We start from the raw sequence: 15,501 nt of genomic DNA, 5'->3' as shown, positions 1-15,501 counted from the left end.
CGCCGCACCACGCAGCAGCAACTCATCGAGGGGACAGGGCAATGACGGCCGAGCTGGTCCGGGGGCAGAACCACACCTTGCCCCAGACCCGTCTGGAGATCCGGGTATCGGCCGGCACGCCCGTCGTGGCCGGTGCCACGCTCGGCGACGAGAACGGCACCGTGCACGGCACCGAGTGGATCGCCCACCCGGGCTCGCCCCAGCTGCCCGGGCTCGAAGTGTCCAGGCAGGCCGCCGCCGACCACCGGCTCGCCGTGGACCTCGATGCCCTGCCCGCTTCGGTGCACCGGGTCACCGTGCTGCTGGCTCTGCCCACGGGCGTCGGCGGCCCGGTCAGGTTCGGTGCGGTCGCCGCACCGTTCGTCGCCGTGACCGGGCTCGAAGGCACCGAGATCGCCACCTGCACCCTCACCGGACTGGACGCCGAGTCCGCGGTCACCGCCCTGGAGCTCTACCGCCGCCAGGGCGCCTGGAAGGTCCGCGCCGTCGGCCAGGGGTACGCGGGGGGCCTCGCCGCCATGCTCGCCGACCAGGGCCTGACGCAGGCGGCCGAGCTGGCGCGTTCCATCCAGGACGCCGTCGCCCGGGCGATGGCCCGCTCGGTCGCACCGCCCCCGCCGCGCACCCCGGACGGGGACCGGGTCGGTCACGGCACGGGCTCCGTACCGTCCTCCGACGGCCGTCGGCCTCCCGCCGCACCGCCGACGGCCGCCCAGCAGCCCGAGCCGCTCACCGAGCCCACCACCCCGCCGCCCACGGCCACGGCGGGCGGCCCCATCAACTACGCGCACCCGCGCCGCCAGGCGTCCGCGCCCCCGCCGCCCCCTCCCACCGCCCCGCCCGCCGAGCCCGGCCGCCCCGCCCAGCCCGTCGCCGGGGACGCGACCGGCTGGTCCATGGAGGAGCGCCTCTACAACCAGATCTGGGGCATGTTCGAGGACCTGGCCCGCACCACCGCCGCGTACCGCAGCGCCGTCGACTTCGCCGAGTCCCGCATGGACCAGGAGCTCGACCGGACCCTGTCCGACCCGCGCAGCCGGATCGGCGGCGCGGGCGACCGGGCCCGCGAACAGGCCCGCGTCAAGCGCGACGAACTGACCGCCCGGGCCCGTGAGGTCCTCGACCGCGACCTCGCCCAGCTCGCCGCCGAGTCCGCCGTCGTGGAACCCGCGCTCCCCGCCGCGTACGCGGGATGGGACAACCCCGTCTGGCACGCCTACCGCGTCCCGATGGAGATCCCCATGGCGCTGCGCATCGGCGACCTCCATCTGCCCGAGAGCCCCGGCCTGCGCATCCCGCTGCTGGTGCGGCTCCCGCTGGAGCGCGGGATCTGGATCGACAGCGGCCGTACGGCGTCCGAGGCCGCGGCCCTGACGGATACCGACCGGCTGCGCCGCCTGGCCATGGAGAACGCCGTCGCGCTCGCGGCCCGGCTGCTGGCCGTGTACCCGGCCGACGAGTTCTCCGTCCATGTCATCGACCCCGCGGGTTCGGCGGCCGGAGCCCTGGCCCCTCTGGTCGGGTCCGGGGCCCTCGCCGGGCCGCCCGCCGCGGGACCCGGGGGAGTGGCCTCGGTCCTCGCCCGGCTCACCCGGCGTGTCGACCTGGTGCAGATGGCGATCCGGGCCGGCGCCGCCGACTCGCTTCCGCCGGACCTGGACACGGGCGAACAGTTGCTGATCGTCAATGACTTCCCGCACGGCTTCGACGACCGGGCCGTCACCCAGCTGCGCTACCTCGCCGACGAGGGGCCCTCGGTCGGCGTCCATCTGCTGATGGTCGCGGACCGCGAGGACGCCGCCCAGTACGGGCCGGTGCTCGACCCGCTGTGGCGCTCGCTGCTGCGAATCACCCCGGTCGCCGACGATCACCTGGCCGATCCCTGGGTCGGCCATGCCTGGACGTACGAGCCGCTGAGGATGCCGCCCGGCAGCCGGGTCCTTGAGCAGGTGCTCGCCGCCGTGGCCGCGGCCCGCCGCCCCGGGCGCTCCTGAGCCCCGAAGGGAGGCGGCAATTCCGTCTCACCGCCCCTGACCTGCTCTCTTGGAAGATCTTTACCCTCCCCTTTACCTTTCCTTGGTGTTCCCTGTACTGTTCTTTGGGCGGAGGGGAGTACTCCCGAACGCGGCGTGCCCGTCAGTACGGACTGTGACCGGTCCCGGGGCGCCGGCCCGTGGTGCGCAGCCCGTGCACCCGGGTGGAGGAGACCTCCGGCAGCGACGACGCTGATCAGTAGCCGTAGCGAACTGCCGGAGGCGCAGTGGACGTTTCATGGGCCCTTTGGGTGCTGACCATTCTTGGTCTGTCGGCCCTTATTGCCATCGACTTCTTCATCGGGCGCAAGCCCCATGACGTGACGACCAAAGAAGCCGGAATCTGGACGGTCATCTGGATCGCGCTGGCCGCGCTCTTCGGGCTCGGCCTGCTGGTCTTCGGAGAGAGTCAGGCCTCGGGCGAGTTCTTCGCGGGCTTCATCACCGAGAAGTCGCTCAGCGTGGACAACCTCTTCGTGTTCGTTCTGATCATGGCGAAGTTCTCGGTCCCCTCCCACCTCCAGCAAAGGGTGCTGCTCGTCGGTGTCCTGATCGCGCTGGTGCTGCGAGCGGTCTTCATCGCCGCGGGTGCCGCGGTCATCGCCAACTTCGCGTGGGTCTTCTACATCTTCGGCGCGTTCCTGATCTACACCGCCTGGAAGCTCATCCAGGAGGCGCGGGGCGACGAGGAAGAGGAGGAGTTCGAGGAGAACCGGCTCCTCAAGACCATCGAACGCCGCTTCGGGGTCGCCGACCGGTACCACGGCACCAAGCTCTTCATCCGCAACAACGGCAAGCGCGTCCTGACGCCGCTGATGGTCGTCATGCTCGCCATCGGCACCACCGATGTGCTGTTCGCCCTGGACTCGATCCCCGCGATCTTCGGCCTGACCCAGGATCCGTACATCGTCTTCACCGCCAACGCCTTCGCCCTGATGGGGCTGCGGCAGCTGTACTTCCTGATCGGTGGCCTGCTGAAGAAGCTGGTCCACCTCAGCTACGGCCTCTCGGTCATCCTCGGCTTCATCGGCGTGAAGCTGGTGCTGCACGCACTGCACGAGTCCGGGGTGCACGTCCCCGAGATCTCCATCCCGGTCTCGCTCGGCGTCATCTGCGGCGTGCTGGTGATCACCACGATCACCAGCCTCATCGCCAACAAGAAGCAGGTGCAGGCCGAGGCCGTCGCGGCGGCGGAGGCGGACAGGCCCGCCGAGAAGGGTTCCAGCATCGACGCCTGACCATGGCGGACGGCCTGTACGAACAGCACCGGCCGGGGCGCGCAACTGTCCGTTGCCCGCCCCGGCCGGTGTTCGTACGGGTGGAGAGTGCGTCCGGGGCCGCCGTCACCAGCCGCGGGCACGCCACTGCGGCAGTTGCGGACGCTCGTCGCCGAGCAGGGTGTCGTGACCGTGGCCCGGATAGACCCAGGTCTCGTCGGGCAACTGGTCGAAGAGCTTGGTCTCCACATCGTGGAGCAGGCTCGCGAAGGCCTCGGCGTCCTTGTGCGTATTGCCGACGCCGCCCGGGAAGAGGCAGTCCCCGGTGAACAGATGCGGGGCGCCGTGCGGATCGTCGTAGATCAGCGCGATCGAGCCGGGGGTGTGGCCGACGAGATGACGGGCGGTCAGGACGACCTGGCCCACCCGGATCGTGTCGTTGTCCTCGACCAGGACATCGGTCGGGACGGGGATGCCCTCGGCGTCGTACCGCCCGGCGTATGTACGCGCGCCGGTGGCCGCCACCACCTCGCCGAGCGCCTGCCAGTGGTCGCCGTGCCGATGGGTGGTGACGACGGACGCGATGCCGTCGTCCCCGATCAGCTGCAGCAGGGTCCCGGCCTCGTTGGCCGCGTCGATCAGGAGCTGCTCGCCGGTGGCCCGGCAACGCAGCAGATAGGCGTTGTTGTTCATCGGGCCGACGGCGACCTTGGAGATCATCAGATCCGTCAACTCATGTACGTCCGCACGCCCGCCGACCTTGACCGCTCCGCTGTACGTCATGCGTCTCAGCCTAATCCGTTCTCAAGGACGCTCCAGGCCGCACCCATGGGGCAGAACGGAGCCGGCCTGCATCCCGGGCGACGACGTCCCGGTCCCACGAGGAGTCTCCAGGGGGGCCGGACCGCAGCGTATGGGCGTTCGGTGAACACCTTCGCTACAGCGGGGGCAGTGCGGGAAGCGGGCCGCCCTCGACGGTCAGGGCCGAGCCGTCGCGGCGCCCGGAGAGCCAGCCGAGCAGCTCAGGCGCCGTGCCGCGGACCGCGACAGGACCGCCTTCCGCGCCGCCGCCCGTGGTCCAGACCCGGCCCTTGTCGTCGGCCACGCCCGTGGACACGACCGCCGGGTGCCGGCCGAACCGCTCCGTGAGGAAGTCGATCTCCCGGGTGACGAACTCGTCCGGGAGATCCTCCAGCTCGTAGCCGACCCCCAGGTCGACATGGTGCAGCTCGACCTCGATGCGGCGGCGGAAGGGGATCCGGGAGGCCGAGTCCGTCACGCCGTTGCGCATGGCGACCGTGCGCGACCAGTCGGCCGGGGCCGAGGCGGCGTCCGTGAAGCGGGCCGCGCTTGCGGCCAGGTCGGCCAGCTGTTCGGCCAGTGGCCGGGTGGCGTCGCGCTCGATGTCGAGGTCGCGGGTTTCGCTGTCTGCGTACATCGGGCGGCCCTGGAGAACATTTACGAGCGCGTCGGCGTTACGAGAAAGGTGCGCAACGACATGGCCGCGGCTCCAGCCCGGCAGTCGCGACGGCTCGGCGAGCGCGGCGTCGTCCAATTTCCCGGTGGCGCTGAGCAGCCGGTCGGTCGCTTCCCGTACGGCGCCCAGGTCGTGCGCATGATCAATCATGAGGCTGAGCCTAGCCTCGCCACTCATTCGGGTGAAGGAGTCTGCGACCGTCCGTAAATCGAATGCGCGTGCTATACGCTCGGAGTCGACAAGCTTCGTACATCGCTGTGGCGCCCCCCATACCCTGGGACAGGGGCTCAGTTCCCCCACTTCTCTCTAGAAAGGTGCGGACCGGCGTGGCCGACCGTCTCATCGTCCGTGGCGCTCGCGAGCACAACCTCAAGAACGTCTCGCTCGACCTCCCCCGCGACTCCCTCATCGTCTTCACCGGGCTTTCCGGGTCGGGCAAGTCGTCGCTCGCGTTCGACACGATTTTCGCCGAGGGACAGCGGCGCTACGTGGAGTCCCTCTCCTCGTACGCCCGCCAGTTCCTCGGCCAGATGGACAAGCCGGACGTCGACTTCATCGAGGGCCTCTCGCCCGCCGTCTCCATCGACCAGAAGTCGACCTCGCGCAATCCGCGCTCGACGGTCGGCACCATCACCGAGGTCTACGACTACCTCCGCCTGCTCTTCGCCCGGATCGGCAAGCCGCACTGCCCCGAGTGCGGCCGGCCCATCTCGCGCCAGTCGCCGCAGGCCGTCGTCGACAAGGTGCTCGGCCTTCCCGAGGGCAGTCGCTTCCAGGTGCTCTCGCCGCTGGTGCGCGAGCGCAAGGGCGAGTTCGTCGACCTCTTCGCCGATCTGCAGACCAAGGGCTACAGCAGGGCCCGGGTCGACGGCGAGACCATCCAGCTCTCCGAGCCACCCAAGCTGAAGAAGCAGGAGAAGCACACCATCGAGGTGGTCATCGACCGGCTCACGGTGAAGGACAGCGCCAAGCGCCGGCTGACCGACTCGGTCGAGACCGCGCTCGGGCTCTCCGGCGGCATGGTCGTGCTCGACTTCGTCGACCTCCCCGAGGACGACCCCGAGCGTGAGCGGATGTACTCCGAGCACCTCTACTGCCCCTACGACGACCTCTCCTTCGAGGAGCTGGAGCCGCGCTCCTTCTCCTTCAACTCGCCCTTCGGCGCCTGCCCCGACTGCACGGGCATCGGTACGCGGATGGAGGTCGACCCGGAGCTGATCGTCCCCGACGAGGAGAAGTCGCTCGACGAGGGCGCGATCCACCCCTGGTCGCACGGCCACACCAAGGAGTACTTCGGCCGGCTGATCGGCGCGCTCGCCGACGCCCTCGGATTCCGTACGGACATCCCGTGGGCCGGGCTGCCGCAGCGCGCCAAGAAGGCCCTGCTCTTCGGCCACAAGATCCAGACCGAGGTCCGCTACCGCAACCGCTACGGGCGCGAGCGCGCCTACACCACCCCCGCCTTCGAGGGCGCGGTGCAGTTCGTCAAGCGGCGGCATTCCGAGGCCGAGAGCGACTCCAGCCGGGAGCGCTTCGAGGGCTATATGCGTGAGGTGCCCTGCCCGACCTGTAAGGGCACCAGGCTCAAGCCGATCGTCCTCGCGGTCACGGTGATGGAGAAGTCCATCGCGGAGGTCGCCGCGATGTCGATCAGCGAGTGCGCCGATTTCCTCGGCCGGATGAAGCTGAACGCCCGCGACAAGAAGATCGCCGAACGGGTGCTGAAGGAGGTCAACGAGCGGCTGAAGTTCCTGGTCGACGTCGGCCTCGACTACCTCTCGCTGAACCGCGCGGCAGGCACCCTGTCCGGCGGCGAGGCCCAGCGCATCCGGCTGGCCACACAGATCGGCTCCGGCCTGGTCGGCGTGCTGTACGTGCTGGACGAGCCGTCCATCGGTCTGCACCAGCGGGACAACCACCGGCTGATCGAGACCCTGGTCCGGCTCCGCGACATGGGCAACACACTCATCGTCGTCGAGCACGACGAGGACACCATCAAGGTCGCCGACTGGGTCGTCGACATCGGCCCCGGCGCCGGTGAGCACGGCGGCAAGGTGGTCCACTCCGGATCGCTCGACGAGCTGCTGAACAACGGCGATTCGATCACCGGCCAGTATCTGACCGGCAAGAAGTCGATCGCGATGCCCGACATCCGGCGCCCCGTCGACCCGTCGCGCAGGCTCACGGTGCACGGCGCCCGGGAGAACAACCTCCAGGACATCGACGTCTCCTTCCCGCTCGGCGTGCTCACGGCCGTCACGGGCGTCTCGGGCTCCGGAAAGTCGACGCTGGTCAACGACATCCTCTACACCCACCTGGCGCGCGAGCTGAACGGCGCCAAGTCGGTCCCCGGCCGCCACACCCGGGTCGACGGGGACGACCAGGTCGACAAGGTGGTGCACGTCGACCAGTCGCCCATCGGCCGTACGCCCCGGTCCAACCCGGCCACGTACACCGGCGTCTTCGACCACGTCCGCAAGCTGTTCGCGGAGACGATGGAGGCGAAGGTGCGCGGCTATCTGCCAGGGCGCTTCTCCTTCAACGTCAAGGGCGGCCGCTGCGAGAACTGCTCCGGTGACGGCACCATCAAGATCGAGATGAACTTCCTGCCCGACGTGTACGTCCCGTGCGAGGTCTGCCACGGAGCGCGCTACAACCGGGAGACCCTGGAGGTCCACTACAAGGGCAAGTCCATCGCCGAGGTGCTGGACATGCCGATCGAGGAGGGCCTGGAGTTCTTCGAGGCCGTCCCGACGATCGCCCGCCACCTTCGTACGCTCCACGAGGTGGGCCTCGGATACGTCAGGCTCGGCCAGTCCGCGCCGACGCTCTCCGGCGGTGAGGCCCAGCGCGTGAAGCTCGCGAGCGAGCTGCAGAAGCGCTCCACCGGCCGCACGGTCTACGTCCTGGACGAGCCGACCACCGGTCTGCACTTCGAGGACATCAGCAAGCTCATCAAGGTGCTCTCCGGGCTGGTCGACAAGGGGAACTCGGTGATTGTCATCGAGCACAACCTCGATGTGATCAAGACCGCGGACTGGGTCATCGACATGGGCCCCGAAGGCGGCAACGGCGGCGGTCTGGTGATCGCCGAGGGCACCCCGGAGCATGTCGCCGGGGTTCCGGCCAGCCACACCGGCAAGTTCCTCCAGGGCATCCTGGACCCGGACCGCGTGAGCGAGGCCTCGGTGCCCGCGGCCCGCAAGCCGGTGCGCAAGGCGGCCGCGAAGAAGGCGGTCGCCGCGAAGTCGGCCCCGGCCCGGAAGACGGCCACGGCCAGGACGAGCGCGGGGCAGGCCGCCAAGCCCGCCAAGACGGCTGCGGCGAAGAAGGTGACCCGCACGCGCAAGGCCTGACGGCCCGCGCCGAAGCGGTGGCCCCGAAATTCGGCGGCCACCGCTTCCGCCGGTACGGCGCGAGCTGCGCCGCCACCGGTGCTGGGTGAGTTCGCGCGTCGCCCCCGCCGGGTGGGGCCCGTGTGTCCCTGTCCATGAGCCCTCGGGGGCGGCTGTCCTGCCGTCCCCGCCCCCTGACCAGGGACGATCGGTGTTGGGTGGCCCGGCCATCGAGTCGCCGGTCTCCGCCGGTATCGTCGGTTCTGTCACCGATGGCTCTGACAGCCGCGGGTACCACCGGTACCTCCGGAGCCTCAGCCGCCCCGGTGACCCTCTGCACTCTGCCCCCCTCTGAACCAGTGGAGACCGCATGTCCGGCCAGCCCGCCGCCCGCCGTACCGTGCTGAAGGGCGCCGCTCTCGTCGGCGTCGCCGGGCTGGGAGTGGCCGCCTGCTCGACCGAATCGAAGCTCGGCCACGCCGAGACCCCGACCCCGACCGCCCCCGTCGCGCTCGGTGCTGCGGACGAGGTTCCGGTCGGCGGATCCAAGCTCTACCGCGACCAGCGGGTCATCGTCACATGCCCGGCCAAGGGCCAGTACAAGGCGTTCAGCGCCCAGTGCACCCACGCGGGCTGCCTGCTGGACAAGGTCGAGGACAACGTGGGCAGGTGCCCCTGCCACGGCAGCCACTTCGACACGACGACCGGCGAGGCGATGCACGGCCCGGCGACCGCGCCACTGCCCGCGGTCCCGGTCAGGGTCGAGGACGGACGGCTCGTCGCGGGCCCCGACGCCTGAGGCCCGGCCGGGGACCGGCTCACTCCCAGTCCCAGTCGATGCCGACCAGGCCGGGCCGTACCCCCTGCTCCACCAGGTGAACGGTCCGGTGCCGGCCGGTCAGCGTGAATCTGTCCGGGCGCCGCGCGGCGCGCCCGCCGAGACCTGGGCGAAGCTCCGGCACCGTACCGGCAGCGCGGCCGCGTCGAAGCCCGGATCACCCCGGTAGACGGCGAGATAGCGGTCGATTCCGTCCCGGTGCGCACGCACTACCTGGTGCGACGCCCGGTGCCGCATCTCCCGGCCGGGCCGATCCGTATCCGCTCGTGATGCCCCACCGTGTGCAGCCCGCCGTCCAGCGGTGACCCCAGCGCGGCGAGCAGGCGCTCCACCGCGCCGGACGCCTCCATCAGGGAACGGTACGAACGCGCCGCCGACCGGTCGGCGTCCACGCGTCCGCTCCCGGCCTCCAGCAGCCGGAGCAGCGAGTTCACCGGCAGTTCCAGCACCTCCTCCAGCGCCTTCACGGCCCGCAGGGACTCCGCGCGCTGCGGGCGCCTGGCTCCCTGCTGCCAGTAACTCAGGCTGGTCACACCGACCTTGACCCCGCGGTGTGCGAGATGGTGCTGCACCCGCTGGAGCGGCAGCTTGGGCAGCGTCCGGACGCGCGCCTGCGATACGCCGCCTTCGGCCGCTCCCAGGGATACGAGTGCCCCAACTCGCAGGCCACGCTCGGCAATGTCCAGGATGGTCTGTATTAGGCCGGTATCAACCCCGGTTCATACGTCACCGGCTGGCTGCGCCACTCCACCGTCCAGACCGAGATCTCCGCGGGACGCCCCGTCGAGAGCCGCATCCAGTGGTGGTCGGGCGGCGGCCACATGCATGTCCTGTACGGATACGACGACGCCAACAGCCTGGTCCACCGGGGCGACCCATGGCCCTCCGGCAACCGCTACAACTGGGCCTCGCACGCCTGGTACGTGAACAACGACGAGTTCTCCTGGACCCACTCGCTCCACCGGATGGGGGCGTGACGGAATGATCTCCAGGACCGCCCGCACCGCAGCCGATCCGGCCGCCCTTACCGCCGTACGCCGGGCGGCCACCGACCCGGCAACGCTCGACACCCTGTCCCGGTTCCTCGCCCACGAAGGCAGGATCGCCAGATCGGCGGCCGCACCGCGCATCGAGGGCACCGCCGTCCCCGTACACACCTTCGATCCGCGCCGGCCCGCTACCGCGCACGGGTGTGGGAGGCCTACGGCGACAAGCTTCCCGGCTCCGCTTACGACCGCTCCGACACCGCATCCGCCACCACCCCCGGGAAGGTGCCGGGGGAGCGCACCGGGCGGCGGCCGGGAACACAGCCTCCGGCACGGCCCTGACCACCGCGTGGGCCGCCGCCGGAGCGGGCGCCCTCGCTCTCGTCGGCGTCACGGTACTGCGCAACCGCCGCCGCCACCGGGGACTCCCCTGACCCTGACCGGCAACGGCACCCGCTGACCCCGTGCTCCGGGGTGCGCTCCCTCCATCCGCGCCCCGGAGCACGGCACCACCGCTGAGCAGACCGCACTGTCACTGCCCGCAAGTAGGGTGGGACACATGGCAGACCCCTCCAGCTACCGCCCCAAGCCGGGACAGATCCCCGACTCCCCGGGGGTCTACAAATTCCGCGACGAACACCGCAGGGTGATCTACGTCGGAAAGGCCAAGAACCTTCGCCAGCGCCTGGCCAACTACTTCCAGGACCTGGCCGCGCTCCACCCGCGTACGCGCACGATGGTCACCACGGCGGCCTCGGTGGAGTGGACCGTCGTGTCCACGGAGGTCGAAGCGCTCCAGCTGGAGTACTCCTGGATCAAGGAGTTCGACCCCCGGTTCAACGTCAAGTACCGCGACGACAAGAGCTATCCGTACCTCGCGGTCACGCTCAACGAGGAATTCCCGCGCGTCCAGGTCATGCGCGGAGCCAAGAAGAAGGGCGTGCGCTACTTCGGTCCGTACGGGCACGCCTGGGCGATCCGCGAGACGGTCGACCTGATGCTCCGGGTCTTCCCGGTGCGTACGTGCTCCGCCGGAGTCTTCAAGAACGCCGCCAGGACCGGCCGCCCGTGCCTCCTCGGCTACATCGGCAAGTGCTCGGCCCCCTGCGTCGGCCGGGTCACCCCCGAGGGACACCGCGAACTGGCGGACGACTTCTGCGACTTCATGGCCGGCCGCACCGGCACGTACATCCGCCGCCTGGAGAAGGACATGATGGCGGCGGCCGAGGAGATGGAGTACGAGCGGGCGGCCCGGCTCCGTGACGACGTGGAGGCCCTCAAGCGGGCCATGGAGAAGAGTGCCGTCGTCCTCGCCGACGCCACCGACGCCGACCTGATCGCGGTCGCCGAGGACGAGCTCGAAGCCGCCGTCCAGATCTTCCATGTGCGCGGCGGACGGGTGCGCGGCCAACGCGGCTGGGTCACCGACAAGGTGGAGAACGTCGACACGTCGGGCCTGGTCGAACACGCCCTGCAGCAGCTGTACGGCGAGGAGACGGGCGATTCCGTCCCCAAGGAGGTCCTCGTCCCGGCCCTCCCCGAGGACCCCGAAGCGGTCTCCCTGTGGCTCGCCGGCCGCCGGGGCTCCCAGGTCAGCCTGCGCATCCCGCAGCGCGGCGACAAGAAGGACCTGATGGCGACGGTCCAGCGCAACGCCCAGCAGGCCCTGGGGCTGCACAAGACCAAGCGCGCCTCGGACCTCACGACCCGCTCCCGCGCCCTGGAGGAGATCGCCGAGGCGCTCGGCCTCGACACGGCCCCGCTGCGCATCGAGTGCTTCGACATCTCCCATCTCCAGGGCGACGACGTGGTCGCCTCCATGGTCGTCTTCGAGGACGGGCTGGCCCGCAAGAGCGAGTACCGCCGCTTCCAGATCAAGGGTTTCGAGGGGCAGGACGACGTCCGGTCGATGCACGAGGTGATCGGCCGCCGTTTCAAGCGGTACCTCCAGGAGAAGGAGCGCACGGGGGAGTGGGAGGAGACCCCGGCCTCGTCCGGCCCCGTCCCCGCCCCGACCGGCCCCGTCCCCGAGACCACCCCCGAGCCGGATGGCGAGCCCCGGGAGGACGACGGTCGGCCCAAGCGGTTCGCCTATCCGCCGCAGCTCGTCGTGGTCGACGGCGGCCAGCCGCAGGTCGCAGCCGCCAAGCGAGCCCTCGACGAGCTGGGGATCGACGACATCGCCGTCTGCGGCCTCGCCAAGCGCCTCGAAGAGGTCTGGCTGCCCGATGACGACGACCCCGTCGTCCTGCCCCGCTCCAGCGAGGGCCTCTACCTCCTCCAGCGCGTCCGTGACGAGGCCCACCGCTTCGCGATCACGTATCAGCGCGCCAAGCGGGCCAAGCGCATCCGGTCCAGCCCCCTGGATGCCGTCGCCGGCCTCGGTGAGACCCGGAAACAGGCGCTGATCAAGCATTTCGGCTCCGTGAAGAAGCTGAAGCAGGCGACAATCGACGAGATCTGCGAGGTTCCGGGGATAGGCCGCAGGACGGCGGAATCGGTGGCTGTCGCCCTGGCCTCGGCCGCCCCGGCCATGCCCGCCGTGAATACGGCGACAGGAGAGATCATTGAAGATGACGACGGGGGCAGCACGACATGACTGAGCACGCACACGAGCACGAAGAAGAACACGAAGAAGTCGAGCACCACAGCACCGACCGAGCAGACGGAGCAGGACACGTGAGTACGGGCACCACGATCGAGACGGGTGACGTGGGCGCGGCCATCCCCGAGCTGGTGATCATCTCGGGGATGTCGGGCGCCGGGCGCAGCACCGCCGCCAAGTGTCTGGAGGACCTCGGCTGGTTCGTCGTCGACAACCTGCCGCCCGCCCTGATCCCCACCATGGTCGAGCTCGGCGCGCGCTCTCAGGGCAATGTGGCCCGGATCGCCGTCGTCGTCGACGTACGGGGCCGCCGCTTCTTCGACAACCTCCGCGAGTCCCTCGCCGACCTGGAGGCCAAGCACGTCACCCGGCGCATCGTCTTCCTGGAGTCCTCCGACGACGCCCTGGTCCGCCGCTTCGAGTCGGTCCGCCGCCCGCACCCCCTCCAGGGCGACGGCCGGATCGTCGACGGCATCGCCGCCGAGCGCGACCTGCTGCGCGAGCTGCGCGGCGACGCCGACCTGGTGATCGACACCTCCAGCCTCAACGTGCACGAACTGCGCGCCAAGATGGACGCCCAGTTCGCCGGTGACGAGGAGCCGGAGCTGCGCGCCACGGTGATGTCGTTCGGCTTCAAGTACGGCCTCCCGGTCGACGCCGACCTGGTGGTCGACTGCCGATTCCTGCCCAACCCGCACTGGGTCCCCGAGCTGCGCCCCTTCACCGGGCTCAACGAAGAGGTCTCCGCCTACGTCTTCGACCAGCCGGGCGCCAAGGAGTTCCTCAACCAGTACACGGAGCTGCTCCAGCTCATCGCCGCGGGGTACCGCCGCGAGGGCAAGCGCTATGTGACGATCGCCGTCGGCTGCACGGGCGGCAAGCACCGCTCGGTCGCCATGTCCGAGAAGCTCGCGGTCAGGCTCGCCACCGAAGGCATCGAGACCGTCATCGTCCACCGGGACATGGGGCGCGAGTGACCAGTCGCAATCTCCGCCTGCGGCGGCTGCGCAGAGCCACCGCCGCGCTGCCGGGCCGCAAGCGCGGCGCGCAGCCCAAGGTCGTCGCTCTCGGCGGCGGCATGGGCCTGTCCGCGTCGCTCGCGGCGCTCCGCCGGATCACCGGCGACCTCACCGCAGTGGTCACCGTCGCCGACGACGGCGGCTCCAGCGGCAGGCTCCGCGACGAGCTGGGCGTCCTGCCGCCCGGCGACCTGCGCAAGGCGCTCGCCGCCCTGTGCGGTGACGACGACTGGGGCCAGACCTGGGCCCAGGTCATCCAGCACCGCTTCCAGTCCAAGGGCGATCTGCACGAGCACGCGGTCGGCAATCTGCTGATCGTCGCCCTGTGGGAGCAGCTCGGCGACCACGTCCAGGCCCTGGACCTGGTCGGCAAGCTCCTCGGGGCGCACGGCCGGGTCCTGCCCATGTCCGCCGTGCCGCTGGAGCTCCAGGCGCTCGTACGGGGACACGACCCGGACCGCCCGGACGACGTGGACACGGTCCGCGGCCAGGCCACCGTGGCGCTCACTCCGGGTGAGGTGCAGTCCGTCCACCTCGTCCCGAACGACCCGCCGGCCGTTCCCGAGGCCGTCGCCGCCGTCCTGGACGCCGACTGGGTGGTGCTCGGCCCGGGGTCCTGGTTCTCCTCCGTGATCCCGCATCTGCTCGTTCCGGAACTGCTCGACGCGCTCGTCGAGACCAGGGCCCGCAAGGTCCTCTCGCTCAACCTCGCACCACAACCCGGCGAAACTGATGGCTTCTCCCCGCAGCGTCATTTGGAGGTTTTGGGACGACACGCCCCTAAACTCGCCATGGACGTGGTGCTGGCCGACGAAGCCGCCGTGCCCGATCGTGAGTCCCTCGCCGACGCCGCCAAGCGGCTCGGTGCCACGGTCGAGCTGGCGCCGGTGGCCTCACCCGACGGCGTTCCGATTCATGATCCGGAGCTGTTGGCCGCCGCGTACGACCGTATTTTTCGGATGCATGGAAGGATCGGCCCATGGCGATGACGCCGGCGGTGAAGGACGAAATCTCTCGGCTTCCCGTGACCCGGACCTGCTGCAGGAAGGCAGAAGTCTCGGCGATTCTTCGGTTCGCAGGTGGGCTGCACCTGGTGAGCGGCCGGATTGTGATCGAGGCGGAGCTGGACACCGCGATGGCGGCGCGCCGGCTGAAGCGGGACATCCTCGAGATCTTCGGCCACAGCTCGGAGCTGATCGTGATGGCTCCCGGCGGGCTGCGGCGCGGCTCGCGCTATGTCGTACGGGTGGTGGCGGGCGGCGATCAGCTGGCCCGCCAGACCGGCCTGGTGGACGGCCGCGGCCGCCCCATCCGCGGGCTGCCCCCGCAGGTGGTCTCGGGGGCCACGTGCGATGCCGAGGCGGCGTGGCGCGGGGCGTTCCTGGCCCATGGCTCGCTCACCGAGCCGGGCCGCTCCTCCTCGCTGGAGGTGACCTGCCCGGGCCCGGAGGCGGCGCTCGCGCTGGTCGGCGCGGCCCGCAGGCTCTCCATCGCGGCGAAGGCCCGCGAGGTGCGCGGGGTGGACCGGGTCGTCGTCCGCGACGGCGACGCGATCGGCGCCCTGCTCACCCGGCTCGGCGCCCATGAGTCGGTGCTGGCCTGGGAGGAGCGGCGGATGCGCCGCGAGGTCCGCGCCACCGCCAACCGGCTCGCCAACTTCGACGACGCCAATCTGCGCCGTTCCGCGCGGGCCGCGGTCGCCGCGGGCGCCCGGGTCGGGCGCGCTCTGGAGATCCTGGGCGAGGAGGTGCCCGAGCACCTCGCGGCGGCCGGACGGCTGCGCATGGAGCACAAGCAGGCGTCCCTGGAGGAGCTGGGTGCGCTCGCCGACCCGCCGCTGACCAAGGACGCGGTCGCCGGCCGGATCCGCCGGCTGCTGGCGATGGCCGACAAGCGGGCCCAGGACCTGGGCATCCCGGGCACGGAATCCACCCTCAGCGAAGAGCTCGCCGACGGCCTGGTGGGCTGACCCGCGAAGGCCACTGAGACGG

11 protein-coding genes and 2 pseudogenes are annotated in these 15,501 nt (G+C 70.6%); 9 read left to right on the top strand and 4 right to left on the bottom strand.

Annotated elements, in window-relative coordinates; all coding sequences use genetic code 11:
* Nucleotides 1-41 precede the first annotated feature (41 nt).
* Both OG507_RS09695 and OG507_RS09690 read left to right on the top strand, forming a co-directional pair.
* Nucleotides 42-1,994 carry a TerD family protein gene (locus tag OG507_RS09695; RefSeq protein ID WP_327366749.1) on the top strand — a complete coding sequence of 651 codons (1,953 nt, stop codon included), beginning with the start codon at nt 42-44 and terminating at the stop codon, nt 1,992-1,994.
* Nucleotides 1,995-2,260: 266 nt separating this feature from the next.
* Entirely contained in the window at nt 2,261-3,271 is a 1,011-nt protein-coding gene (locus OG507_RS09690; protein WP_327366748.1) for a TerC family protein, read from the top strand.
* 105 nt (nt 3,272-3,376) lie between these two features.
* Here the strand turns inward: OG507_RS09690 and OG507_RS09685 are convergent, their stop codons facing one another.
* Together OG507_RS09685 and OG507_RS09680 are read right to left on the bottom strand one after the other, a co-directional pair.
* The gene (locus tag OG507_RS09685) at nt 3,377-4,033 is read right to left on the bottom strand and encodes an MBL fold metallo-hydrolase (RefSeq protein ID WP_327366747.1); all 657 of its coding nucleotides are present in this window, start codon (nt 4,031-4,033) and stop codon (nt 3,377-3,379) included.
* 154 nt (nt 4,034-4,187) lie between these two features.
* Nucleotides 4,188-4,877: a maleylpyruvate isomerase family mycothiol-dependent enzyme gene (locus tag OG507_RS09680; protein WP_327366746.1), complete on the bottom strand. Its 690-nt coding sequence runs from the start codon at nt 4,875-4,877 to the stop codon at nt 4,188-4,190.
* A gap of 176 nt (nt 4,878-5,053) precedes the next feature.
* Here OG507_RS09680 and uvrA point away from each other — a divergent pair, with 176 nt between their 5' ends.
* Nucleotides 5,054-8,083 carry an excinuclease ABC subunit UvrA gene (uvrA, locus tag OG507_RS09675; RefSeq protein WP_327366745.1) on the top strand — a complete coding sequence of 1,010 codons (3,030 nt, stop codon included), beginning with the start codon at nt 5,054-5,056 and terminating at the stop codon, nt 8,081-8,083.
* Between the two features lie 349 nt (nt 8,084-8,432).
* Nucleotides 8,433-8,861, top strand: coding sequence for a Rieske (2Fe-2S) protein (locus OG507_RS09670; protein ID WP_327366744.1), 429 nt, complete (start codon nt 8,433-8,435; stop codon nt 8,859-8,861).
* A 19-nt stretch (nt 8,862-8,880) separates the two neighbouring features.
* Here OG507_RS09670 and OG507_RS09665 read toward each other — a convergent pair.
* Nucleotides 8,881-9,487 (bottom strand): annotated as a pseudogene (locus tag OG507_RS09665) (hypothetical protein); the annotation flags it as partial.
* A 33-nt stretch (nt 9,488-9,520) separates the two neighbouring features.
* Between OG507_RS09665 and OG507_RS09660 the strand changes: the two are divergent.
* Nucleotides 9,521-9,877: pseudogene (locus OG507_RS09660) on the top strand (papain-like cysteine protease family protein); the annotation flags it as partial.
* A 251-nt stretch (nt 9,878-10,128) separates the two neighbouring features.
* Here the strand turns inward: OG507_RS09660 and OG507_RS09655 are convergent.
* Nucleotides 10,129-10,305 (bottom strand): hypothetical protein, encoded by a 177-nt coding sequence (locus OG507_RS09655; RefSeq protein ID WP_327366743.1) that lies wholly within the window; start codon nt 10,303-10,305, stop codon nt 10,129-10,131.
* A gap of 140 nt (nt 10,306-10,445) precedes the next feature.
* Between OG507_RS09655 and uvrC the strand changes: the two genes are divergently transcribed.
* From uvrC to whiA, 4 genes are read left to right on the top strand one after another with little or no spacing between them, the layout of a single operon-like run.
* Nucleotides 10,446-12,485, top strand: a complete 2,040-nt coding sequence (gene uvrC, locus OG507_RS09650; protein WP_327366742.1) for an excinuclease ABC subunit UvrC — start codon at nt 10,446-10,448, stop codon at nt 12,483-12,485.
* Complete coding sequence (gene rapZ, locus OG507_RS09645; RefSeq protein WP_327366741.1) at nt 12,482-13,468, top strand: RNase adapter RapZ; 987 nt, start codon at nt 12,482-12,484, stop codon at nt 13,466-13,468. Before uvrC ends, rapZ begins: the two co-directional genes overlap by 4 nt.
* Nucleotides 13,465-14,499 (top strand): gluconeogenesis factor YvcK family protein, encoded by a 1,035-nt coding sequence (locus OG507_RS09640; protein WP_327366740.1) that lies wholly within the window; start codon nt 13,465-13,467, stop codon nt 14,497-14,499. Before rapZ ends, OG507_RS09640 begins: the two co-directional genes overlap by 4 nt.
* The gene (whiA, locus tag OG507_RS09635) at nt 14,490-15,479 is read left to right on the top strand and encodes a DNA-binding protein WhiA (RefSeq protein WP_030919772.1); all 990 of its coding nucleotides are present in this window, start codon (nt 14,490-14,492) and stop codon (nt 15,477-15,479) included. Before OG507_RS09640 ends, whiA begins: the two co-directional genes overlap by 10 nt.
* Nucleotides 15,480-15,501 lie beyond the last annotated feature (22 nt).

The organism is Streptomyces sp. NBC_01217 (genome assembly GCF_035994185.1).
GTDB lineage: Bacteria > Actinomycetota > Actinomycetes > Streptomycetales > Streptomycetaceae > Streptomyces.
Note: the sequence above shows the minus strand (reverse complement) of the source record. Positions and strands in the feature narration are given on the sequence as shown.